The sequence below is a fragment of the Mesorhizobium sp. M1A.T.Ca.IN.004.03.1.1 genome, from assembly GCF_003997555.1.
In the GTDB taxonomy this organism is placed as follows: Bacteria; Pseudomonadota; Alphaproteobacteria; order Rhizobiales; family Rhizobiaceae; genus Mesorhizobium.
Genome location: NZ_RZTV01000010.1, coordinates 78,328 through 99,419, shown reverse-complemented (window position 1 = coordinate 99,419; position 21,092 = coordinate 78,328). Strand labels below are relative to the sequence as shown.

22 protein-coding genes, 1 tRNA gene and 2 pseudogenes are annotated in these 21,092 nt (G+C 62.1%); 15 read left to right on the top strand and 10 right to left on the bottom strand.

All coding sequences use genetic code 11. The features are described from left to right. Positions 1 to 158 precede the first annotated feature (158 nt). Complete coding sequence (locus tag EOD29_RS25090) at positions 159 to 341, top strand: hypothetical protein (RefSeq protein ID WP_245475419.1); 183 nt, start codon at positions 159 to 161, stop codon at positions 339 to 341. A gap of 74 nt (positions 342 to 415) precedes the next feature. After that, the gene (locus EOD29_RS25085; protein WP_127248216.1) at positions 416 to 697 is read left to right on the top strand and encodes a hypothetical protein; all 282 of its coding nucleotides are present in this window, start codon (positions 416 to 418) and stop codon (positions 695 to 697) included. A gap of 203 nt (positions 698 to 900) precedes the next feature. On the opposite strand, the gene EOD29_RS25080 is transcribed toward EOD29_RS25085, so the two are convergent. Further along, positions 901 to 1,356, bottom strand: a complete 456-nt coding sequence (locus EOD29_RS25080) for a MucR family transcriptional regulator (protein ID WP_127248215.1) — start codon at positions 1,354 to 1,356, stop codon at positions 901 to 903. Positions 1,357 to 1,517: 161 nt separating this feature from the next. Beyond that, positions 1,518 to 2,372, bottom strand: a complete 855-nt coding sequence (locus EOD29_RS25075) for a DUF6551 family protein (RefSeq protein ID WP_127248214.1) — start codon at positions 2,370 to 2,372, stop codon at positions 1,518 to 1,520. A 483-nt stretch (positions 2,373 to 2,855) separates the two neighbouring features. Here EOD29_RS25075 and EOD29_RS25065 point away from each other — a divergent pair, with 483 nt between their 5' ends. The 3 genes from EOD29_RS25065 to EOD29_RS25055 all read left to right on the top strand — a co-directional run bounded on the left by EOD29_RS25065 (position 2,856) and on the right by EOD29_RS25055 (position 4,640). Further along, the gene (locus EOD29_RS25065) at positions 2,856 to 3,626 is read left to right on the top strand and encodes a hypothetical protein (RefSeq protein WP_127248212.1); all 771 of its coding nucleotides are present in this window, start codon (positions 2,856 to 2,858) and stop codon (positions 3,624 to 3,626) included. Continuing rightward, positions 3,623 to 3,925: a hypothetical protein gene (locus EOD29_RS25060; protein WP_127248211.1), complete on the top strand. Its 303-nt coding sequence runs from the start codon at positions 3,623 to 3,625 to the stop codon at positions 3,923 to 3,925. The genes EOD29_RS25065 and EOD29_RS25060 overlap by 4 nt, the downstream gene beginning before the upstream one ends. A gap of 106 nt (positions 3,926 to 4,031) precedes the next feature. After that, on the top strand, positions 4,032 to 4,640 hold the full coding sequence (locus EOD29_RS25055) for a hypothetical protein (protein ID WP_127248210.1): 609 nt from the start codon (positions 4,032 to 4,034) through the stop codon (positions 4,638 to 4,640). Positions 4,641 to 4,896: 256 nt separating this feature from the next. Here EOD29_RS25055 and EOD29_RS25050 read toward each other — a convergent pair. Next, positions 4,897 to 4,986 (bottom strand) — tRNA-Ser (locus tag EOD29_RS25050). A 766-nt stretch (positions 4,987 to 5,752) separates the two neighbouring features. On the opposite strand from EOD29_RS25050, the gene EOD29_RS25045 reads away from it, so the two are divergent. The 9 genes and pseudogenes from EOD29_RS25045 (at position 5,753) to EOD29_RS25005 (ending at position 14,956) form a co-directional block, all read left to right on the top strand. Further along, complete coding sequence (locus EOD29_RS25045; protein ID WP_127248209.1) at positions 5,753 to 7,021, top strand: septal ring lytic transglycosylase RlpA family protein; 1,269 nt, start codon at positions 5,753 to 5,755, stop codon at positions 7,019 to 7,021. Between the two features lie 83 nt (positions 7,022 to 7,104). Continuing rightward, the gene (locus EOD29_RS25040; RefSeq protein ID WP_127248208.1) at positions 7,105 to 8,283 is read left to right on the top strand and encodes a D-alanyl-D-alanine carboxypeptidase family protein; all 1,179 of its coding nucleotides are present in this window, start codon (positions 7,105 to 7,107) and stop codon (positions 8,281 to 8,283) included. Between the two features lie 72 nt (positions 8,284 to 8,355). After that, the gene (gene tmk / locus EOD29_RS25035) at positions 8,356 to 9,030 is read left to right on the top strand and encodes a dTMP kinase (RefSeq protein WP_127248207.1); all 675 of its coding nucleotides are present in this window, start codon (positions 8,356 to 8,358) and stop codon (positions 9,028 to 9,030) included. Beyond that, positions 9,027 to 10,082: a DNA polymerase III subunit delta' gene (locus EOD29_RS25030; protein ID WP_127248206.1), complete on the top strand. Its 1,056-nt coding sequence runs from the start codon at positions 9,027 to 9,029 to the stop codon at positions 10,080 to 10,082. The genes tmk and EOD29_RS25030 overlap by 4 nt, the downstream gene beginning before the upstream one ends. 134 nt (positions 10,083 to 10,216) lie before the next feature. After that, the gene (gene metG / locus EOD29_RS25025; protein ID WP_127248205.1) at positions 10,217 to 11,764 is read left to right on the top strand and encodes a methionine--tRNA ligase; all 1,548 of its coding nucleotides are present in this window, start codon (positions 10,217 to 10,219) and stop codon (positions 11,762 to 11,764) included. Beyond that, positions 11,764 to 12,558 carry a TatD family hydrolase gene (locus EOD29_RS25020; protein ID WP_127248204.1) on the top strand — a complete coding sequence of 265 codons (795 nt, stop codon included), beginning with the start codon at positions 11,764 to 11,766 and terminating at the stop codon, positions 12,556 to 12,558. Before metG ends, EOD29_RS25020 begins: the two co-directional genes overlap by 1 nt. Position 12,559: 1 nt before the next feature. Further along, positions 12,560 to 13,381, top strand: a complete 822-nt coding sequence (locus tag EOD29_RS25015; RefSeq protein ID WP_127248203.1) for an MBL fold metallo-hydrolase — start codon at positions 12,560 to 12,562, stop codon at positions 13,379 to 13,381. Between the two features lie 66 nt (positions 13,382 to 13,447). After that, entirely contained in the window at positions 13,448 to 14,083 is a 636-nt protein-coding gene (locus tag EOD29_RS25010) for a chloramphenicol phosphotransferase (RefSeq protein WP_206520492.1), read from the top strand. Positions 14,084 to 14,184: 101 nt separating this feature from the next. Next, positions 14,185 to 14,956 (top strand): annotated as a pseudogene (locus EOD29_RS25005) (arginase family protein). Between the two features lie 126 nt (positions 14,957 to 15,082). Here the strand turns inward: EOD29_RS25005 and EOD29_RS25000 are convergent. Then, entirely contained in the window at positions 15,083 to 15,319 is a 237-nt protein-coding gene (locus EOD29_RS25000; protein ID WP_067321326.1) for a hypothetical protein, read from the bottom strand. Between the two features lie 201 nt (positions 15,320 to 15,520). Here EOD29_RS25000 and EOD29_RS24995 point away from each other — a divergent pair, with 201 nt between their 5' ends. Beyond that, positions 15,521 to 17,038 (top strand): winged helix-turn-helix domain-containing protein, encoded by a 1,518-nt coding sequence (locus EOD29_RS24995; protein ID WP_245457153.1) that lies wholly within the window; start codon positions 15,521 to 15,523, stop codon positions 17,036 to 17,038. Between the two features lie 23 nt (positions 17,039 to 17,061). On the opposite strand, the gene EOD29_RS24990 is transcribed toward EOD29_RS24995, so the two are convergent. From EOD29_RS24990 to EOD29_RS24965, 6 genes and pseudogenes are all read right to left on the bottom strand, one after another. Further along, on the bottom strand, positions 17,062 to 17,454 hold the full coding sequence (locus EOD29_RS24990; RefSeq protein WP_095825420.1) for a GFA family protein: 393 nt from the start codon (positions 17,452 to 17,454) through the stop codon (positions 17,062 to 17,064). Positions 17,455 to 17,466: 12 nt separating this feature from the next. Further along, the gene (locus EOD29_RS24985) at positions 17,467 to 17,793 is read right to left on the bottom strand and encodes a hypothetical protein (protein ID WP_245475418.1); all 327 of its coding nucleotides are present in this window, start codon (positions 17,791 to 17,793) and stop codon (positions 17,467 to 17,469) included. A gap of 3 nt (positions 17,794 to 17,796) precedes the next feature. Next, a pseudogene (locus tag EOD29_RS24980) lies at positions 17,797 to 18,671 on the bottom strand (aldose 1-epimerase family protein). A gap of 204 nt (positions 18,672 to 18,875) precedes the next feature. Further along, positions 18,876 to 19,592, bottom strand: a complete 717-nt coding sequence (locus EOD29_RS24975; RefSeq protein ID WP_067321335.1) for a Bax inhibitor-1/YccA family protein — start codon at positions 19,590 to 19,592, stop codon at positions 18,876 to 18,878. 38 nt (positions 19,593 to 19,630) lie between these two features. Further along, the gene (locus EOD29_RS24970) at positions 19,631 to 20,404 is read right to left on the bottom strand and encodes an anti-sigma factor (RefSeq protein ID WP_067321338.1); all 774 of its coding nucleotides are present in this window, start codon (positions 20,402 to 20,404) and stop codon (positions 19,631 to 19,633) included. Beyond that, positions 20,401 to 20,922: a sigma-70 family RNA polymerase sigma factor gene (locus EOD29_RS24965; protein WP_245307415.1), complete on the bottom strand. Its 522-nt coding sequence runs from the start codon at positions 20,920 to 20,922 to the stop codon at positions 20,401 to 20,403. The genes EOD29_RS24970 and EOD29_RS24965 overlap by 4 nt, the downstream gene beginning before the upstream one ends. Positions 20,923 to 21,092 lie beyond the last annotated feature (170 nt).

The following is a 21,092-nucleotide window of genomic DNA, read 5'->3' as shown; positions in this document are numbered from 1 at the left end:
GCATCTGGGGGCGGCTGTGTGTGGCGTCAGGGGGAACAGCGGCCTGGCGTAAGAGGGGATCGAGACACTGACGCGATCCTCTGGCGCACGCGCCACCTTCGGCAAGCGGTCGCTAAAGTGCTATGATTAAAGGCGCTATGACACGCCGGGAAAGCCTCATGGAAATGGCAGAGCGCCACGTCCGCGAGGGAGCCGAGCGCATCGCTCGCCAGCGTGCCCTGATCGACAGATTGGCGGATCGCGGGCTTCCCATCTACGACGCGGTGGTGATGCTGCAGGCTTTCGAAGCGGCCCAGCGAGAACATATCGCTCATCTACAATTGCTGAGGAATTCCGCTTGAGGTCGGTTGCCAACTAGCCAGCCATCAGGAATATAATCCTCGCTGGTGCGGCGACCCATTTCACGAGGATCGCCATGACGTTGAAATTCCCGTTTGTCGAAAACACGCTGGGCAAGAAGCTGGAGGCTGGGACGGGCCTTTCGGTTGACTGTCTCACATGCAAGCGAAAGGCCGTCTTAGACGTGGCTGAGTTGGTGAAAAGGCTGGGGCCGGATCACGGGTGCATGCACTGGGATCTGATCGAGGTGATCTACTGCCACGAATGTCGCGCGGCCGGCCGGGATGACCGGAATCTGCAATTCACCAACCACGCGGTGACGCCGGACAAGCGCAAGGGCTGGACGCCTTGTCCCTGAATAAGGGATCGGCCCGGCAGGCTAGCGGGGAAGGCCAGCAAACGCCGGGCCTAACCGGCGGGGGCTCGGAGTCGAAACACGGCACCGGCTGACGAAGAACATACCTCTCTGCCGAAATGATCGGCATCATCCATAAGGACGAAGCAGGCTAAACCCGAGCGGCATTGCGGTCTCGGGTTCTCTGACCAATGGTCGCTGGGAGCTTACTTGTTGGATTTCCGCTTTGCTGTCGCCTTCTCGGCCGGCATTGCAGCAGTCTTCCGCCCGAGCCCGGATGCCTTCGCCAGCGTCGATCGTTGAGCGGCGTAGTTAGGTGCCACCATCGGATAGTCCGGCTTCAATCCCCACTTCTCGCGGTAATCGTCCGGCGTGAGGTTGTAATGTATGCCGAGATGGCGCTTCAGCGATTTGAACTTCTTCCCGTCCTCAAGGCAGATGATGTAGTCGGGGAACACCGATCGCTTCGGATTGACCGCGGGCTCTTGTTTCGGCTGTTCGACTCCTCCTGGCTGGCCGATGCCTGACAGCGATGAGTGAATCGAAGCAATGAGGTCTGCCAATGCCGCGACGGGGAGGGGATTATTGCTCACATAGGCCGAGACGATATCCGCTGTCAGTCCGACTAGATCGACGTTTTGAGCTTCGTCTTGTTCGGTCAAGTTATTCTCTCCTAGTACCGGTGTCTAAAAGCCAACCCCTCGCAAGCCGCTGTGTAGTGGAACTTTGCTGGGTCGCCAATGCTCATGCACGCCGACTAGTCATGAATCTTTGGCAAAGGCGCGGCCCGCGCCTCTGCCCAACCGACTGAGTGTCAAAGAGGCTATGCTGCTACTCGAAGATGAAGCCGCTTCTTCTTAGTCTTGCGGAACCACGTGACTGCCAAGGCCTTCCAGAACGGCACCCCGCTGTGAGCATGAGAAAATACTTTGGCGTCGTCCTCAGCGGTCAGAAACAGTTCTCCGATAGCTACCGTTAAATCGGATGGTTCGAACCTCAGGCAGTAGTCCTTGTCGGTCATTAGGAACTCCGCAGCCCGGATATGGTGGCCCGTGATTGGAGCTAGATCGGCGTTTGCCAGTACCTCTAGAATCCGCCTTGCTCCCATCGCTGTTTGTCGCTGGACGAGCCCGCTTATGGTGCTCACCGCAATCGTCTCCCGTGCGCGATAGCGCGCGTTACCTGCAGGCCCTTTTAGGACCGTAACTCCGGCGCGCTGGCAGACCTGTTCTACCGTCAAAGCGTCTTCGTCTTGAGCGACTACAGCCGCCTGATGGAGCTGAAGTGGCGTGACCCCCAATCGGTCAGTATTTTGTCCGACAAACGCCGCCGCTTGGGCAGCAGTTTCCGGCGCCTCGACAATCATCACGGGGATTCGATCGATGTTAGGATTGCTCGCCGCGGCTATCGCGGTGTGCTGACCATCGAGCACCATAAGGACGGTCTTACCTTCATGCTGACCATAGGCACAGATAGGCGGCTTGAACCGCGTCCAACAAAATCGCTGAACCATTCGCCGGATCTGTCGAAGGCCCTTCTCGCCGATTGATCGTTGATAGACTCCATCAACAAAGAGCGTTTGCGGGTCCACCAACTCACAGATTGGCAGTCCGGTCACTGGGACGGCCGGCTTCAGGCCAGCGACGTCAATGGGGGCGATGGGACGAATGTGGGACATTGAATTTTCCTCGCTTCATTGCGACAGCGAGGGGACTTCCAGCGAGGCAAGACGCCTAGCACCTTGAGGCCCCAACTCCCATAATTCTTGCAATTAGTGCCCGCAATTCACAGTTGCGGATTTGCGTTTGCCCGCAATTGAACACCTGGTCGACCGTGATTCAGGAACTCCACACCCCGAGCCTCCAATACTCTTTGCACTGCCTGGACGTTTTGCGCTCGGCCAGCGATTGGACCGGCGCCGGCAGCTTCCATGCTTCGGATCGTGTTGACGTTGACGCCAGCAAGGTCAGCGACTTCCTTTTGTTCGATCCCCACAAGCGCGCGGGCGGCTCTGAGCTGATTTCCCGTAGTGAGCATTCGTCCCTCTCAGACTGCATTATCTGGTTACCATACCTAGAAAGCCGTTGACAATGTCTAAACCGGCTTCTAGGTTACCGGACATAGTAAATTAGTTCCGATAACCAGAAACGGGAGATGTGAAATGCCGAACACCCTTGTTCGGGCAGCCGCCGAAGGTTTGCCCGAAATCAACCGCCGCCGCCTGCTGCTCGGCCTCGCCGCCGCGTCGACAGCCGCCGCCGGCATCGGAGCCGTAGAAATCGCGAAGGCCTCGCCGGCCGAAAACCACGCACTGATCGAACTCGGCAACCAGACGCCGGTGTTCGAAAAAGCGTATGTCGAGGCATGCGCTCACGAAGACCGCGTCGTGGAAACTTGGGCTCATAAGTGGCCGACAGCTCCGGCCACGCTCACGGCTTCGCGCTCCACGTCAAGCGAAGTGGAGCGCGATTTCTTCGGTGCGAGCCATGGCCGGTACATCTTCACAAGCCGCGATTTCAAGTGGCGGCTCAAGCGGGCAACCAGCGCGTTGAAAAGCCGCGCCAAAAGCCGCGCCTGGCACAGCCACTCGACGTGTGAAGAATGGCAGGCGGAGTTCAACGGGGCCTCTCGCCTTCTGGCGGTCGCCGAAAAGTACGAAGCCAAGATCGAGAGTATCAAGCAGGCGTCGGGCTACACCGATGCATGGAAAGCCCGCCATGTCGCCGTCGAAGCGCTGGCCAAGCACATCACGGCGGTGATGAAGGAACCTGACATGACGATGGCCGGGCTGCTCATCAAGGCTGAAGCCATGGCGGCATGGGGTCGTGTACGGGGCATGGATGGTCGTGTCGCTGCGTTCATCGAGAATGGGAATTGGCCGGCACATATCGCCGAAGCGATCCTTCGCCACGCGAAAGGCGGTGCAGCATGAGCGTGCTGCCCAAGCCTTCCGACTTCCTTCCGCTCACAGTGGCGCGTCGGCGCCGCATCGAGCGCACAATCGATGCGCTGTTGGCTCTCCTCGATGAAGCCGATGGTGAACCGGATCTGGAATCGACGGGGGACGAAGAGCCCTACTTGGCAGGGTGGAGCGGAACGAACGAAGACTTGGAGGGAGAGAACGAGCACGGCGGCAATATCCTCGATGAGCCGCACGACGGGGACGAGCGCGAGCTGGACGAGGCCGAAAGGGATGGCCTTGGTTACATCGAAGGCGGGCAAAGTCTCTGAAAACCAATTGCCCTCCGGACACTTGATTGGCCCGCAGCCTCACGGTGGCGGGCTTTTTCATGCCCCGGAATGGGCCGAGAGACAGCCTTGCCGACTTGGAAGTAGCATGATGAATTTGGTCATTCTGCGAGAAGTAGACATGACAAACGATACGCCGCGACGGCCTCTCGATTACCACGACCCGGACTGGCTCGCGCTGCGGGAAAAAGTTCTTGAGCGCGACGGCCGCAAGTGTCGGAATTGCCTGTCGGCTGACCTGCTCAACATCCATCATTGGAGACCAGCGGCAACGGAGGCTGAAGGGGTAACCAATTGGGGCTACAGCGAAACAGGAAATCCGTTGCTAGTTCCTGAAAGCGCCTTGGTGACATTATGCCGGCTCTGCCACAGCGCTCTTGAGGATTCTAGACGGCGCCTGGTAAAGCTCCGGCAAGGCGCCGACGCGGAACCTGAATCTGGTTCGCAGCTCACCGAAATCGTGGGGTCGCGCAACATCTTTCAGCTTTGGGAATTCAACGGCCGCACAGTGCCCTTTAAGGCGATCAAGGAGTCGTGGGTCCAGTCGCCCACCCATTTCATGAGAGTTGAGCGCGTAGTGATCAAGAAATGGCCGTACGGATTTGCCTGGGGCTGCTACGTTCGCGATGGCGTGGCTGGCGAACAGCAGCAAATCAACGGAGCAGGAACGTTTAGTTGGCGTCTGGTTGATGGCTAAGGCAACGGCTCCATTGAATCCGGACTACTGCGGGGGTGAGGCGCGTTTCGCCGCTAAGATAGATAGTCGCCCACTAGCAACCGTCTGATTCGTAACGTGCGTAACGTTTCCGAACGCTGGGAAATGCCAGCACGCTACGGTTCTCCATCGTGGGCTTTTGTTTGTCGGCATCATCAGGGCGAGTTATGAATTGCGTTATGAATTAAGAGCGCGATATTTAAAATATTATGCAATTTCAATTAGTTAGGTGAAAATCTGGCGGAGGGAGTGGGATTCGAACCCACGGTGAGCTTGCGCCCACGCCGGTTTTCAAGACCGGTGCCTTAAACCGCTCGGCCATCCCTCCATCATGGTCTTTCAACCACCTACGATCGTCGCTATCGGTCAATTTTCAATGGTCGGCGCCAAATTGGCGCCGAGGCATTTCCAACCTTCGCGCTTCATTGCTGTAGTGCGGCGGTCAGGGCTGCGTCAACCACCGCGACGTACCTTCCTGCGGTCGGGACAGACGATGCATTGCCCAGCCGGGCACTTTTATGTCTGTGGCGAAAATGTCACGCAACCAGAATATGCGGCGGCTCAACCCTGGCGCGCTTATTATCCAGTCAAACGAGGCGTACCGTCCTTTGCGGGCAAGGGGACGACCCAGACCGCAAGCGTCTCATTTCCTCCCGAACTAGCGCCCGCTACGGAGAACGTGGTGGGCGTCTTCTTGTCCAGCCCGACGGCAACGCGCGAAAGCGTCTCGAACTTGGCCGTGAAACGTTGCTCATATGGATGAACCGAGTTCATCCGTTCGATCTAGGCAGGCCTTGCGGACGCCCATGCTAAACTCCTGGTTGGCGCGGGCAATTCCAGCGCTGTGAGCGCCGGTTGGAAATGGAAGTCCCCCCTCCAAAAAGCTGCCCCTCCATCCGGCGCTCATCCACGCAAGGCTCATCCTCGCCGGCAGTTTTTTCCCCGCCATAATCTCGCCCGGTTCCGGCCATAATCGATTAACATCGTAATAAACATTTCCTGTGCACAAAGATATTGGGGATCAAGGTGTTGCTGCATTCGGGGGCGCTTGGCTCCGATTGATGGCGGCGAGACTGTAGGGGACAATCGAAAACATGCAGACTTCGGCGCGCCCGCGTCTTCGTCGCGCTCCTGCCTTCGTGCTGTGCGCCCTCTCGGTGGCGCTGCTTGCCGGCTGTACGTCCACGCCGCAACCGAAAGGCATGGTCGACAAGCGGCCGCGTTCCAAGGAGTATTTCGCCGAATCCGAATATGGCGTGAAGGCGAGCCCGCGCGTTGCCTTCATGCGGCGCGGCGGCGGCCGCGACCAACTCGGCAAGCCGTACCAGGTGCGCGGCAAGTGGTACTATCCCAAGGAGGATAAGAAATATGCCAAGGTTGGCCTGGCTTCCTGGTATGGCGATGCCTTCCACGGCCGGCTGACCGCCAACGGCGAAGTCTATGACACGATGCAACTGACGGCGGCGCACCCGACCATGCCGCTGCCGAGCTATGCCCGCGTCACCAATCTCGAGACTGGCAGTTCGATCATCGTGCGCGTCAACGACCGCGGCCCATACCATGAGGGCCGCATCATCGACGTCTCGGAACGTGCCGCGCAAATGCTCGACTATGGCAAGGTCGGCACGGCAAGGGTGAAGGTCGAATATGTCGGCCGGGCGCCTCTCGACGGCAATGACGACCAGTATCTGATGGCTTCCTACCGTCCCGGCAGCAGGCGGCCCGATCCGTCCGACGGCCTGCCGACGGGCGTGATGGTGGCCATGAACGGCCCGTCGCCCAGCCTGTCGATGAGCGATGCACCTCCAGCGGCCGTGCCGTTCCCCGGCCAGCTGACCAGTTCTGGGCAGGCTTTTGCCACGCAGTCGGGTCTGTCGGAGCAGCCTGCCGTGCAACCGGCGATGTCAGGGCAGGCGCAGGGCGCCAGCGAAGTCGTGCTGCCGGATTTCGGGCCGATCGTGCCGGAGCGGCCGCAGTTCAGGCTGCCGCCGAACTCGCCCTTTGCCATGGCGTCGCTGTCCTACGCGGATGAGCGCGTCAATCACGCCGACGTCTTTGCCGCCCTCGACGGCAGCGGCATGTCGCCGGCCGACATCCTCCGGTCGTGGAAGAAGTCGAACGGCCAGGAACAGGCGCCGGCCTCCGATTATGTGGCCGCCGGCTCTTTTGACAATGCGGCGCAGGCAAACCGCGTGGCGGCGGCGCTCGAGCCGTTCGGCAGGACTGAAATCCAGCGCACCGAGCTCGACGGCAACGACTGGTACGCGGTCAACGTCTATCCGGATGGCCATGGCAGCATCGACGACCTGCTGCAGGCGGCCTGGTCGCACGGCGCGCCGGACGCATTGGTTGTGCGAAACTGATCAATTTCGCGCCCGCCGTTGATCCAGCGGAAAGAACCCTGATAGCTTGTCGACGCCAGCACGGCTAAGTGGGTCGATTTTTCATGCAGTTCCGCATCTTTCAGCCTTTCGCCGGATTACTAGGCCTGGCGCTGATACTGCTTTGGGCAGCCCCGGCCGGTGCGCAGCTTTTCGAGACCATGGCGGCCCAGGCCTTCATGATCGACGCCGACACCGGCACGGTGCTTTTCGCCAAGGATGCCGACAAGCCGATCCCGCCGGCTTCGATGGCCAAGCTGATGACGATGGAGGTGGTCTTCAACGCCATCAAATCGAAGCGGATCACGCTCGACGATACTTTCGTGGTCAGCGAAAACGCCTGGCGCACCGGCGGCGCGCCGTCGGGCACCTCGACGATGTTTGCCAAGCTCAAATCGGCGGTCCGTGTCGAGGATCTGATCCAGGGCGTGACCGTGCAGGCCGCCAATGACGGCTGCATCGTGCTTGCCGAAGGCATGGCAGGCTCGGAGGCGAATTTCGCCGCGCAGATGACGGAGCGTGCCCGCGAGCTTGGTCTCTCGAAATCGACCTTCGTCAATTCGACCGGGCTGCCGGCAGATGGCCAGCAGACGACAGTGCGGGAGCTCACGATGCTGGCACTGCACATCTGGCGCGACTATCCCGAGTTCTTCCACTACTACGGCCAGCCCGACTTCACCTGGAACAAGATCTCCCAGCGGAACCGCAATCCGCTTTTGGCCATGGGCATCGATGCCGACGGCTTCGTGGCCGGGGCGAGCGAGTCCGCCGGCTTCGGGATTGTCGGCACGGTCAGCCACAACGGCATTCGGGTGATCGCGGCGCTGAGCGGTCTGGCGAGCGACCGGGAACGCTCCGAGGAGGCGCGCAAGCTGCTAGACTGGGGGTCGCGCTCCTTCCAGAAGACGGAGATCTTCGCCAAGGATGAGGTCGTCGGCGAAGCCGAAGTGTTCGGCGGCGCCAAATCCGGCGTGGCCTTGAAAGCCAAGGGCCCGGTGGACATCTTTCTGCCGATAACCAACCGCGACAAGCTGACCGCCAGAATTGTCTATAACGGTCCGGTGGCGGCGCCGGTGGAGGAGGGGCAACCGGTCGGGGAGCTGCGCGTTTGGATAGGCGACACGCTCAGCCAGCGAACGCCGCTTTTCGCCGCCGAGGCGGTGAAGGTCGGGACGTTGCCGCAGCGTGCGCTTGACGCCGCCAAGGAACTGGCTGTTGGCTGGCTGCGTCAGAAAAATTTGTGATCGGGCAGGCTCGTGGACCTTTTGCCGGACGGGAGCTATGACAGCGGCCAGCACGGGCGAAGGCATTCACGATTGGCGAGCGGATTTTTCATCACCTTCGAAGGCGGCGAAGGAGCCGGCAAGTCGACGCAGATCGAGCGGCTGGCACGGCGCATGCGAGCCAAGAAATACGAGGTTCTGGTGACACGCGAGCCAGGCGGCTCGCCGGGCGCCGAGGCGGTGAGACATGTGCTTCTGTCCGGCGCCGCCGAGCCCTTCGGCCCGAAGATGGAGGCGATCCTCTTCGCCGCCGCACGCTCCGACCATGTCGAGCAGGTGATCCGGCCGGCGGTCGAGCGCGGCACGATCGTGCTTTGCGACCGTTTCATCGATTCTTCGCGCGTCTATCAGGGCGTCACCGGCGGGCTCGATCCGGATTTTATGGAAGCGCTGGAGGCGGTCGCCATCAACGGCATGGTCCCCGACATGACGCTGATCTTCGACATCGATCCGGCCGAAGGTCTGAAGCGCGCGGCGGCACGGCGCGGCGCCGGCGACAGCGCCGATCGCTTCGAGAAGGAGACTTTGGCCATCCACCAGCGCCGGCGGGAGGCTTTCCTGGCGATCGCAGAGGCGGAGCCGGACCGCTGCATTGTGATCGATGCGTCGGCCGATCCCGAAACGGTGGAAAACGTCGTCACCGCGGCCGTGTTCGCGGTGCTGGAAAAGCGGATGCCGGTGCAAAGGAAGCAGACGGCGCCGGCATGATCTTCGAACGCATCGCCCCCGAACAGCACGACACGTTGGACGGCGTTCCCGAGCCGTCGGAAACGTCGCGACTGATCGGCCACGCGCAGACGGCGGGCATGCTCGCCACCGCTTACCGCGCCGGCAAGCTGCCGCATGCGCTGATCCTCGCCGGGCCGCACGGCATCGGCAAGGCCACGCTTGCCTTCCACCTGGCGCATCACCTTCTCAGACATCCCGATTTTGCGGCCGCGCCCGAAGCGCTTGCCGTTCCAGATCCGGCCTCGTCGCTGTTTCGCCAGATCGCTACCGGCGCGCATCCTTCGGTGCTGCATCTCACCCGTCCGGCCAACGACAAGACCAAAAGCTTCAAGACTGTGCTAACCGTCGACGAGATACGCAAGGTCAGCCGCTTCCTGTCTATGACCTCGCATGACGGCAGCTACCGCGTCGTCATCGTCGATCCGGCCGACGACATGAACACTAATGCCGCCAATGCCTTGCTCAAGAATCTTGAGGAGCCTCCGGCGCGCACCCTGTTCATCCTCATCGTCCATGCGCCGGGCAGCCTGTTGCCGACGATCCGGTCGCGGTGTCAAATGGTGCGGCTGACGCCGCTTGCGCCGGACGAATTGATGGGTGTGCTGGAAGGCATCGAGCCGCTGCCGCCGGTCGATCCGGCGGCGCGCGCGGCTTTGGCCGGGCGGGCAGGGGGCAGCGCGCGCAACGCGATCCTGCTTACCCAGTATGGCGGGCTGGAAATCGCCGGCGCGCTCGACGCGCTGGTGGCGGCGCAAAAGCCGGACATTGCCGCTGCCCATCGGCTTGCCGAAGCCGTTGCCGGCCGCGACCAGGCGATCCAATTCGATATCTTCAACCGCCGCGCGCTCGATCTGCTGTCGGCCGCCGCCAGCGAAGCGGCCTTAGCCGGCGACCTCGCCAGGGCCAAAACGCTGTCCGACGCTTGGCACGAGGCCGTGAACACGATATCTGAGGCAGAGACCTACAATCTCGACAAGAAGCAGCACGCCCTGACCATGATCGACCGCCTGAATTCTGTGATGCGAATGTGACGGTTTTCTTAGTGCATGCCGCTGCCCCAAAACCGGGCACCACTTTCGGGCGGCATGCATCGGGATGGCAATCGCCATGCCGATAGTTTATCCACCGCCACAACTCACATTCAGACCTTCATGACGGTTCATTCATGTCACGCGAAAAATCCTACCTGACCACGCCGATTTTCTATCCGAATGGCAAGCCACATATCGGCCACGCCTATACGGTCATCGCCAGCGACGCGCTGGCCCGCTTCCAGCGTCTCGACGGCAAGGAAGTGTTCTTCCTCACGGGCACCGACGAGCATGGCCTCAAGATGCAGCAGACGGCCGAGAAGGAAGGCATCGCGCCGATAACGCTCGCCGACCGCAATTCGGCAATCTTTCGCTCGATGACCGAGACAGTCGGCGGCTCAAACGACGAATTCATCCGCACGACCGAACAACGTCACTACGCATCCTGCCAAGCGATCTGGAAGGCGATGGCCGCCAATGGCGACATCTATCTTGATCGCTACAGCGGCTGGTATTCGGTCCGCCAGGAAGCCTATTTCGACGAAAGCGAAACCACGCTCGGCGACGACGGCGTGCGCCGCGAGCCGCTTGGCTCGCCGGTTGAATGGAACGAGGAGGAAAGCTATTTCTTCCGGCTATCCGCCTATCAGGACAAATTGCTGGCACTTTATGAGAGCCGGCCAGACTTCATCGGTCCAGCGGAGCGCCGTAACGAAGTGATCAGCTTCGTCAAGTCCGGCTTGAAGGACCTGTCGATCTCGCGCACCACGTTCAAATGGGGCGTGCCTGTACCGGGCAACGACAAGCATGTGATGTATGTCTGGGTCGACGCATTGACCAACTACATCACGGCCGCTGGCTATCCCGACACCAAATCCAAGCAATGGCACTACTGGCCGGCGACGCATATCATCGGCAAGGACATCGTGCGCTTCCACGCGGTCTACTGGCCGGCCTTCCTGATGTCGGCCGGCATAGAATTGCCGAAGCGCGTCTTCGCCCACGGCTTCCTGTTCAACCGCGGCGAGAAGATGTCCAAATCGGTCGGCAATGTCGTCGATCCGTTCGCAATGATCGAGCATTACGGCCTCGACCAGGTACGCTATTTCTTCCTGCGCGAGGTGCCGTTCGGGCAGGACGGCAGCTACAGTCACGAAGCGATCGTCAACCGCACCAATGCCGATCTCGCCAACGGTCTCGGCAATCTGGCGCAGCGCTCGCTGTCGATGATTGCCAAGAACTGCGGCGGGGCGGTGCCGAAGCGCGGCGAGCTCACCGAAGCCGACGCGGCGATCCTCGACCAGGCGGTGGAGGCGCTTGCGGTGGCGCGCAGAGCGATGGCGGAGCAGGGCATCCATCTGGCGCTGGCGGCGATCTTCGGCGTGGTGGCCGACGCCGACCGATACTTCGCGTCGCAGGAGCCCTGGGCGCTGCGCAAGACGGATCCGGAGCGCATGGAGACGGTGCTGTGGACGACGGCCGAGCTTGTCCGGCGCGTGACGGTGCTTTGCCAGCCATTCATTCCCGGATCGGCGGCGAGGCTGCTCGACCTGCTGGCGGTGCCGGCGGACAAGCGCAATTTCGCGCATGTCCACGCAGACCATGCGCTGGTGCCCGGCACGGCGCTGCCGGTGCCTGAGGGCGTGTTTCCCCGCTACGTCGAGCAGGACACCAAAGCCTGATGCTTGTCGACAGTCACTGCCATCTCGATTTTCCGGATTTTGCCGAGGAGCGGGCGGCTATCGTCGCCCGCGCTCTCGCAGCCGGGATCGGCCGCATGGTGACGATCTCAACGCGCGTGAAGCGTTTTCAGCAAATCCTTGAAATTGCTGAAGATTTTAGTGAGGTCTATTGCTCAGTTGGTACTCATCCGCACAATGCGGCGGAAGAGCTCGATGTGACCGCAGAGGAGCTGGTACGGCTTTCCGACCATCCCAAGGTGGTGGCGATCGGCGAAGCCGGCCTGGACTATTTCTACGACCGTGCGCCGCGCGAGGCACAGGCGCAAGGCTTCCGCACTCACATCGCCGCCGCGCGCCGGACCGGCCTGCCGCTGGTCATCCATTCGCGCGACGCCGACGGCGACATGGCGGCGATTCTCGAGGAGGAGACAGGGAAGGGCGCTTTCCCCTTCATCCTGCATTGTTTTTCGTCCGGGCGTCGGCTGGCGGAAGTCGGCGTGGCGCTGGGCGGCTATGTCTCCTTCTCAGGCATCCTGACCTTCAAGAACTCGACCGAGTTGCGCGCGATTGCCGCAGATGTGCCGCGCGAACGGCTGCTGGTCGAGACCGACGCGCCTTATCTTGCGCCAATCCCGCATCGGGGAAAACGCAATGAGCCCGCCTATGTCGCGAATACGGCGAAGGTGCTGGCCGAGACCATCGGCGTCAGCGAGGCGGAGATCGCCGACATCACCACCGAGAATGTCTTCCGGCTGTTTGCCAAGATGCCGCGACCGGACGTGACGGCGGCCTGACATGGGCGACCAGCTGCGCCTCACCATTCTCGGCTGCGGCTCGTCGCCCGGTACGCCGCGCATCACCGGCGACTGGGGCAATTGCGATCCGGCCAATCCGAAGAACCGCCGCATGCGCACGGCTGCTCTTGTCGAGCGGATCGCAGGGAATGGCGGCCGCACCACCGTCGTCATCGACACCGGGCCGGATTTCCGTGCCCAGATGCTGCTTGCTTCGGTCAAGCACATCAACGCGGTGGTTTATACCCATCCGCATGCCGACCACATTCACGGCATCGATGATCTGCGCGGCTTCGTGCTCGAGCAACGCCGTCGTATCGATATCCATGCCGACCAGCCGACCATGCTGCGGCTGCGCCAGGCGTTCGGCTACTGCTTCGAGACGCCCCCGGGCAGTTCCTATCCACCGATCGTAAGGCCGCATCTCATAGACCATGCCAGGCCGGTGGTGATCGAAGGCGAGGGGGGTCCCCTCACCCTTGAGCCGCTGCCGCAGGTCCATGGCGACATCATTTCGCTCGGTTTCCGCATTGGCGGGATCGCCTATTGCCCCGATATCAGCGACTTTCCAGCTGCCACCGCGGGACGCCTTGAAGACCTTGACGTGCTGGTTATCGACGCGCTGCAGTACAACAGCCATCCGAGCCATCTGTCGCTTGCCGAGGCACTGGGCTGGATCGAGAAGCTCTCGCCGAAAAACGCGGTGCTGACGCATATGCATGTGCCGCTGGACTATGCCGCCGTGATGGCCGAGACGCCGGACCACGTGGTGCCGGCCTATGACGGCATGACGATCGAAATTCCTTGTGAATCAGAGCGATAAAGACGCCTGTTCACTTTGGCGCTTAGTCGTCAATCCGATTCTCTTTGGTGCTTCGGAAACTGATCGATGGTTCAGAATGTGTTTGTTCTGCTGCTCGGTTTCCCTGGCGTCGGCAAGCTGACGATCGCACGGGAACTCGTAACGGCACTTTCCGGCCAGGTCATCGACAATCACTGGATCAACAATCCTATATTGGCACTGCTTGCCGATGACGGTCGCCGCACATTGCCTGATGCCGTCTGGGAGCAGACCGCCAAGGTCCGTCAGGCTGTGTTGGACACCGTGGCAACACTTTGTCCTCCCGCCGCCAACTTCATCTTCACGAACTCCGGCATCCAAGGAGACGCGAGGAGCCTCGCGTCCTACCAGCAGATGAAAGATGCGTCGGATCGACGAGGCGCTCACTTCGTGCCTGTGCGCTTGCTTTGCGAAGAGGCCGAACTGGTTCGTCGCGTGATGTCGCCAACTCGACGTGACCGTCTCAAGTCTATCGATCCGGAAGCGGCGCGCCGCCGCAGCCGGACAGTCGCTGTCCTTGACCCGAAGCACCCGAGCAGCCTGACGATCGACGTAACAGCGATCAGCGCGGCGGAGGCGGTCACGAACACATCAAGGACCTCGTTGACGCCTTTGAAGTGCGGATGGGAAGCTCAGGAGGACCGTAGCAAAACCAGCTTCGTGCTGGATGTGTCAGTTCCATAATCTATCTTATGCGACTTTCTGATATGGATCACGTAGAGGCGATAAAGCGATCCTATCGACGTGCCCCTCGCTGCGAGCGCTCACATTCGGACTATTGAACAATGACCTCTTCATCTTCCTTTCTTGGCTTTCCCGGTTGCCTCGCCGGAGGCCGCGTGCCTCGCATGGTGATCTACGGTGCCGGTCATGGCAGCACCTATCCGCGAAAGGACAGCAGCGGCCATGCTCTGGCCGCCGACGCCATCCGCGCTGCGAGCCAGGACGATGCGCCGCTGGTCGAGCATTGGGATTTAGATCTCGGCGGTCCATTGTTCGACGGCAAGCCGGTCTGCTGCGTCGATGCCGGCAACATCTCGACGGTCATGCACGACAATGAGGGAAACCGGGCGCGGATCGAAGCGAAGACGCGCGAGGTCCTGGCCGCGTCGGCCGTGCCGATCCTGCTCGGCGGTGACGATTCCGTGGTAATTCCCTTTCTCGCCGGCTTTGCCGGTCACGGGCCGGTCTGGATCCTGCAGATCGACGCGCATATCGACTGGCGCGACGAGGTCGATGGCGAACGCTACGGCTATTCGAGCCCGATGCGCCGGGCGAGCGAGATGCCGCATATCGCCGCCTCGTGCAAGTCGGCCTGCGCAGCGTCGGCAGCGCACGCCTGGCTGAAATCGAAGCGGCGCGACGCTATGGCAGCCGCTTTGTGACTGCCCGCGAGCTTCATGCCCAGGGCGTCGACGCAGCTCTCAGCCACACGGGCCAGGATCGCAGGATTTGATCTGGTCGAATTCTATCCGCCTGCCGACCTTGACGGCCTGTCGGCGCTGACTGCAGCCCGGCTTCTCGTCAGTCATCGGCACTGTCGTCCGGCAGGTTTAACTCAGATGGCCTGAAGCCCGACGAGATTCCCCGTTATGGCCGACCGATGTCGCTTCGAGCTCATGCCGGACCACCCTACCCGGTGGGACTGCGCTGCCGGCATCAGCGTTGACGCCACATCCGCGTTTATCTTTGCCAGAAGGGCAGCTTGGCGATCTCTTCCTCGGCCTGCTCTTTCGTCAGTCCGATATCGTCGATCAGATGCGGGTTGGCCTCTGATATCCGCTTCAGATCCCAGCGAAACCGTATCTGCTCGCGCCGGGCTGCGATCATGCCTCGCAGGGTCTGCAGGCTGTAGCGCCGGCGCGATGCCTGCCCGACCAGCGTTGCCAGCTGCGGGATCGATGCAAACGTGTCGTTCATGGCAACCTCCTATGGTTTGCGGCCCCATGCTTTTCGAGTTGGGCCTTCCACCTGAATGAGGTTGGATTCTGCAGGATGCGGGCTGCGCCGTAATTAAGCGCATCCAAATAGTTCTCAAAACTTCCAAATCGGCCTGAGCGGTTCATCGGACATGACGAACTGCTCTACCCGTCTCACACTTTTCCTGGAATTGCTCTATAGATGCGCCGCATGCAGGGATCGCGCTTTGCCTTCGGCCCGTACGTGCTTGATTCAGCTGCGGGAACATTGCTTCGGAACGATGTCCCCGTGGCCGCCGGCTATCGGGGGCTGAAGCTGCTTGCCGCGCTCGTGGAACGTCCCGGCGAAATCCTGGCCAAGGCCGAGCTGATGGACGCGGCATGGCCGGGCACGGCCGTCGAGGAAGGCAACCTCACCGTCCAGATCGCGCAGCTCAGAAAGCTGCTCGGCCCCGCCGCCGACGGCGGTGAATGGATCGCTACGGTGCCGCGCGTCGGCTATCGCTTCACGGGGGTCATCGAACAGCTTGGCGAGACGAAACGAAAACCTTTGCCACTGCCCGGCAAGCCTTCGATAGCCGTGCTGCCCTTCGTCAATTTCGGCAATGATCCCGAGCAGGAATCCTTCGCGGACGGGTTGACCGAAGACCTGATCACTGACCTGTCCAGGAACGCGGGACTGTTCGTCATCGCGCGCAACTCGGTCTTCGTCTACAAGGGAAAGCCGATGGATGTGCGCGCGATCGCCGAGGACCTTGGCGTGCGTTACCTGCTTGAGGGGAGCGCAAGGCGCGCCGCGGGGCGTGTGCGCATCAACGCGCAGCTTGTCGACGCGGTGAGCGGTGAACATCTGTGGGCGGAACGCTTCGATCGCAGTCTGGAAGATATTTTTGCCGTCCAGGACGAGGTAACGGCCAAGATCGTGGAGGCGCTGCTCGGCCGGCTGCGCACGCAGCCGCCGCGCAATCGGCCCAAGAATCTCGAGGCCTACGATTTGTGCGTGCGGGCGCGAAAACTGATCGACGACTCGCCTCAGACGGCGCGGGAGGCGCATCTGATGCTGACGCGCGCGGTCTCGCTCGATCCGGAATATGCCGAGGCCTATCGCTGGCTCGCCATGAACCATTGGATGGGATGGGTGCATTGGGGCGAGCCCGTCGACCCCAACCGGAGCATTGCCTTGGAGCTGGCCCGCAAAGCCGTGACGATCGACCCCAACGACGCCGGCTGCCGCTGGGTGCTTGCCAACCTGCTTGCCTATGAGCATCGCTTCGGCGAGGCGGATGCCGAATTCGCCAGAGCGTTCGAGCTCGATCCGAACGAGGCCGACGCCTGGGCGACATTGTCCGATATTGAGGTCCTAGCCGGGCGGATCGAGGAAGGCCTTGAGCACATTCGCAAGGCGTTCCGGCTGAACCCGTTTCCGCCGAGTTGGTACTATCTCACGCTCGGCGCCGCGCAATATGCGGCCCGCGACTATGAAGCCGCCATCGAGACGCTGCGCCGGGACGAGACCTATCGGACCAGCTCACGCCGTTTCCTGGCGGCAAGCCTTGCGCAGCTCGGCCGGTTCGAAGAGGCGCGCGCGGAGGTCGAGATGTTCCTTATCGCCAACCCGCATTTCACGACCAGCCACTGGGTCTGGACCGAGCCGTTCCGCGACGACGCGATGCTCGAGCATTTCGTTGACGGGTTCCGCAAGGCCGGGCTTCCGGACTGACGGCCAGAAAGGAATGGCGCGACCTATTCTTCGAAGCGGCTCGTCGCCTCGCGATCGCGCTCGTATCGCTTGCTGACTGGAAACGGCGGCAGCCACGACTCGCGACGGATGATCCAGCTTTCGTAGGTCGGGGCTAGCTGGTCTGGGGCGTCCAGGGTCCCGAGATGCACTTCGATCTCGTCCGCGGTGCGTGCGAAAACGGACGAACCGCAGCGCGGACAGAAAAACCGCCCGGCATAGTCGCGCGTCTCACCGTCGATCGTAACCGCGTCCTGAGGGAATACCGCCGAAGCATAAAAGAGCGCGCCATGATGTTTGCGGCAATCGAGACAATGGCAGATGCAGACCCTGTATGGGCGGCCCGACGCCACAAGTCGGACATTGCGACACAGGCAGCCGCCGGTGAATCGGTCCATGGTGCGTCTCCTTCAAATCATGTGGCCGGAATGTTTACAACGAAGCGTGTTGCGCTTGAGCTCGTCGCGGCCCAACCGCCTGGTCGCCACGGCGGCGCGACGGATGGAGACGCTAACACGGGGCGTCTGCCGTTCAAGATCGGGTCGTTTCGCAATTGCCTGCGAGGACGTGACGACACCTCGCGCGATGAGCCCCTGCCCGCCTTCGTTTTCGCTGGCGAACACAAAGATCGTGTCGCCTTCGGCGATATGCTTGCCGCCATACATGGTTTTCTGCGCCGCGAATGAGAATGTCTCGGCCAGCGGATCCTTGACCTCGGCCTTGATCGCGAACGCCATGCCTCATGCATCCCGGCTGATGGTGATCCGGTAGGTCAACTTGCGCTTGGCGCCTGGCGGGATCAGCATCACGCCCGGCTTGTCGGCGAATTCGCCGTCGAAATCGACCGGGCTTGCAACGCCATGCCAGGGCTCGATGCAGAGGAACGGCGCGCCGCCGGGCTTGGACCAGATGCCCAATTCGTTGAATCCCTGCCACGACATTTCGATCGCCGGCCCCCGCCCGGCGGCATAGCGCACGCTGGTGCTGGCGGGCCGGTCCAGAATGACGGCGTCGTCATCGAACAGCCGCTCGGAGAGGGCAAGCGTCTTGCCCTCGACGGGCGTTGGCTGCGGCGTCGCCAGCATGAGCCCGTCCTTCAGGCGCCGTATCGGAGCGGGTTCATCGTCGGCAAAGGTCAGCCGGTAGGCTTCCTTGGGCAATTCCGGCAGCAAAGGCCAGTTGAAGGCCGGGTGGGCACCGACCGAGGCCGGCAGCACCTCGTCGCCTGTGTTGGCGACCTCGAAGGTCACGCCAAGCTGGCTGGGGCCGAGGCTGTAGCTTATGGCCAGCCGAAAGGCGAATGGGTAGCGGGTGCGGGTCTCGGTGTCATCGGTCAGGACCAGCGTGCAAGAGGAAGGCCCTGCTCCGCCCAGGCAAAGCGCCTGTCGCGGGCGAAGCCATGCTGCGTCATTGGATAGGCTTTGCCGCGATGGCGCAACTGGTCGCCTTTCAGCCGGCCGACTATCGGAAACAGCACCGGCGAATGACGCCGCCATTCAGGCCCCGCCTGCCACAGAAGTTCCGCGCCTTCGGCATCGCGCAAGGAGACCAGCTCCGCCCCCTGCCCGACAATCGTCGCCGAGATGCCGTCACCGTCAAGCGTCAGCTGGTCCATGCGTCCTCGCGACTGGCTGGTCGGGCCGGCAGGCTAGCAAAAGGCCTCGCCTGAACTCAAGGGCAGCAGGCAGTGCGGCATCCCCTCAAGCAGCCGCCGTGAACGACCAGCACTGCCACGCCAGATGCAACGCCAAAAGAAAAACCGTGGCCAGCGGTTTACCCGTCGGCCACGGTACGAAGCTGTTGCCTGCTACGGTCCGGACTATTCGCGCTCGCCGGTAAAATTCAGCAGCAGCTGGAAGATGTTGATGAAGTTCAGATACAGCGAGAAGGCGCCGAAGACGGCGAGCTTCTGTTGCGATTCGGCGTCGAAATTCTCGGCATACTGCTCCTTGATCGTCTGCGTGTCCCAGGCGGTCAGGCCGATGAAGACGGCGATGCCGATCACGGAGATGGCGAACTGCAGCGCGGTCGAGCCGAGGAACAGGTTGACGAGGCTCGCGATCACCACGCCGATCAGGCCCATGATCAGGAAGGACGAGAACTGCGTCAGGTCGCGCTTGGTCGTGTAGCCGTAGAGGCTGGTGGCGCCGAACATGGTGGCGGCGATGAAGAAGGTGCGCGCGATGCTGGTGCCGGTGAACACCAGGAACACGGAAGCCAGCGACAGGCCCATGACCGCGCAGAAGGCCCAGAACATCGCCTGCGCGCTCGCCGCCGACATCGTCTGCATCTTGAAGGAGAAGAACATGACGAAGGCGAGCGGCGCCAGCATCACCACCCATTTCAGCGGCGTGGAGAAGATCGGGACGTAGAGCGCCGGCGTCGAGGCCACAACAAGGGCGACGAGGCCGGTGACGACGAGCCCGAGGCCCATATAGTTGTAGACGCGCAGCATGTGCCGGCGCAGGCCCTCGTCATAGACGGCACCGGCCCGAACGCCGGTGCCCATTCGGTATCCAAGATTAGGGCTGTTCATTTCGTTTCTCCTTGGTTTGGTCGGTTCGATTGGCTGCTTCAATAGAGAGTGCGGGCGAGCTTTTCGGCGGCCCGGTCGAGATCGCCGGCATCGCCTTGTCCGACGACGGCGTAAGCGACCTCGCCGATCTGGAAATAGGCGGACGAAATATCGCCCAAGGGCGCGACGGTGGGCTTCACGACGTCGAACGTGCCTGGCCTGATCGCAAACAGCGACACCAACCCGAGGTCCTTCGTTTCGAGTGCCATCTCGACGCTCGGCCCGAACCGCGACGGATAGATCTGAACATCGCGGATCCGCCAGTCGTCGGGCAATGACGGCATGACGATCGCGGTCGCGGCGCGGATCTCGTCGGCATTGTAATTCGGCGCCTCGGCCTGGGACGGCATCGTCTCACGCACCAGCGTCGTCCGGTGCGCGCTCACCGCTTCCTCGACATAGGCGGGCGGCTGCGTCGAGGCGACCACCTTGCTGACGGCGATCGGCCCGAAGACGCCGTTCGCAAGCCACCCTGCCGCCACCAGCACGGCGGCGGCCGCGGCGCGCTGCAGCACGGAAAAGGCTCGGTCCCTGGCAAGCACCCTTTCCAGCCGACGCGCCGCGTCGGTCGTCGCCGGGCGCGCCATTGCGCCTGGCCCGGCCAGCGCCACGCGCAACTCGTCGCGCGTTCTGAGATCCGACATCACACGCGCGGCCACTTCGGGACGAGCGGACAGGAACGCCTCGACCTCGATGCGGCGGGCGACGTCGAGCTGATCATCGACATAGGCGTCGAGATCGGCATCGGTCACCGGATCGACGATAGCGGTCATGATTCACCTCCCACGATCCTCAGGTGATTTTTGCCGCGCGCCGGAGCGCCCTCCTCCATCTCGCGCAGCGCCGCACGAGCGCGGCCGATGCGCGACATCAGGGTTCCGAGCGGGACGCCACTGACCTCGGCGGCCTCTGCGTAGCTCAACCCTTCGATGGCGACGAGATGCAGCGCGGCGCGCTGCTCTTCCGGCAGCGACAGGAAGGCTTCGCGCACCTGCGAAAGGCGCACCGAATGGTCCTGGGACGCCGGCATGTTTTGCTCGGCGAGACGGCCTGCCTGCTCGATGCGCGCTGTCTCGGACCGCCGCGAGCGCATGCGGTCGATGAAGATGTTGTGCAGGATCGCCAGCAGCCAGGCGCGCGGGTTGCCGCCCGAGCGAAAGGTGCCGCGCCGCTCATAGGCGCGCACCAGCGCGTCATGGACCAGATCCTCGGCATCGGCGCTGTCGCGCGTCAGCGAGCGCGCGTAGCGCCGCAGCGATCCCAACTGCCCGACGATATCGAAGCGTGCCATCGACCGTTTCATGCCCTGTTTACGGAGCATGTGGGGATTTTAATCCCTGGCTGCCGTTTCTTTTTGCGATTCCCGCGAGGAGTTGCGCCGGCCTCGGGTGAGCGAGCGCCCGAGCGGCATATGGAGGAAACCGCTGGCGAAGCGCGGCCGATTTGCGTATCACTCCGCCG

Bases quoted from the DNA above. Each gene is read 5' to 3' on its own strand.
- EOD29_RS25040 (WP_127248208.1), top strand. From the start codon at position 7,105: ATGCAGTTCCGCATCTTTCAGCCTTTCGCCGGATTACTAGGCCTGGCG.
- EOD29_RS25065 (WP_127248212.1), top strand. From the start codon at position 2,856: ATGCCGAACACCCTTGTTCGGGCAGCCGCCGAAGGTTTGCCCGAAATC.
- EOD29_RS24995 (WP_245457153.1), top strand. From the start codon at position 15,521: ATGCGCCGCATGCAGGGATCGCGCTTTGCCTTCGGCCCGTACGTGCTT.
- EOD29_RS25075 (WP_127248214.1), bottom strand. From the start codon at position 2,372: ATGTCCCACATTCGTCCCATCGCCCCCATTGACGTCGCTGGCCTGAAG.
- EOD29_RS24975 (WP_067321335.1), bottom strand. From the start codon at position 19,592: ATGAACAGCCCTAATCTTGGATACCGAATGGGCACCGGCGTTCGGGCC.
- EOD29_RS25090 (WP_245475419.1), top strand. From the start codon at position 159: ATGGAAATGGCAGAGCGCCACGTCCGCGAGGGAGCCGAGCGCATCGCT.
- EOD29_RS25055 (WP_127248210.1), top strand. From the start codon at position 4,032: ATGATGAATTTGGTCATTCTGCGAGAAGTAGACATGACAAACGATACG.
- metG (WP_127248205.1), top strand. From the start codon at position 10,217: ATGTCACGCGAAAAATCCTACCTGACCACGCCGATTTTCTATCCGAAT.
- EOD29_RS25060 (WP_127248211.1), top strand. From the start codon at position 3,623: ATGAGCGTGCTGCCCAAGCCTTCCGACTTCCTTCCGCTCACAGTGGCG.
- EOD29_RS25020 (WP_127248204.1), top strand. From the start codon at position 11,764: ATGCTTGTCGACAGTCACTGCCATCTCGATTTTCCGGATTTTGCCGAG.
- EOD29_RS24985 (WP_245475418.1), bottom strand. From the start codon at position 17,793: ATGGCGTTCGCGATCAAGGCCGAGGTCAAGGATCCGCTGGCCGAGACA.
- EOD29_RS25010 (WP_206520492.1), top strand. From the start codon at position 13,448: ATGGTTCAGAATGTGTTTGTTCTGCTGCTCGGTTTCCCTGGCGTCGGC.
- EOD29_RS25000 (WP_067321326.1), bottom strand. From the start codon at position 15,319: ATGAACGACACGTTTGCATCGATCCCGCAGCTGGCAACGCTGGTCGGG.
- EOD29_RS25045 (WP_127248209.1), top strand. From the start codon at position 5,753: ATGCAGACTTCGGCGCGCCCGCGTCTTCGTCGCGCTCCTGCCTTCGTG.
- EOD29_RS25085 (WP_127248216.1), top strand. From the start codon at position 416: ATGACGTTGAAATTCCCGTTTGTCGAAAACACGCTGGGCAAGAAGCTG.
- EOD29_RS24965 (WP_245307415.1), bottom strand. From the start codon at position 20,922: ATGGCACGCTTCGATATCGTCGGGCAGTTGGGATCGCTGCGGCGCTAC.
- EOD29_RS24990 (WP_095825420.1), bottom strand. From the start codon at position 17,454: ATGGACCGATTCACCGGCGGCTGCCTGTGTCGCAATGTCCGACTTGTG.
- EOD29_RS25030 (WP_127248206.1), top strand. From the start codon at position 9,027: ATGATCTTCGAACGCATCGCCCCCGAACAGCACGACACGTTGGACGGC.
- EOD29_RS24970 (WP_067321338.1), bottom strand. From the start codon at position 20,404: ATGACCGCTATCGTCGATCCGGTGACCGATGCCGATCTCGACGCCTAT.
- EOD29_RS25015 (WP_127248203.1), top strand. From the start codon at position 12,560: ATGGGCGACCAGCTGCGCCTCACCATTCTCGGCTGCGGCTCGTCGCCC.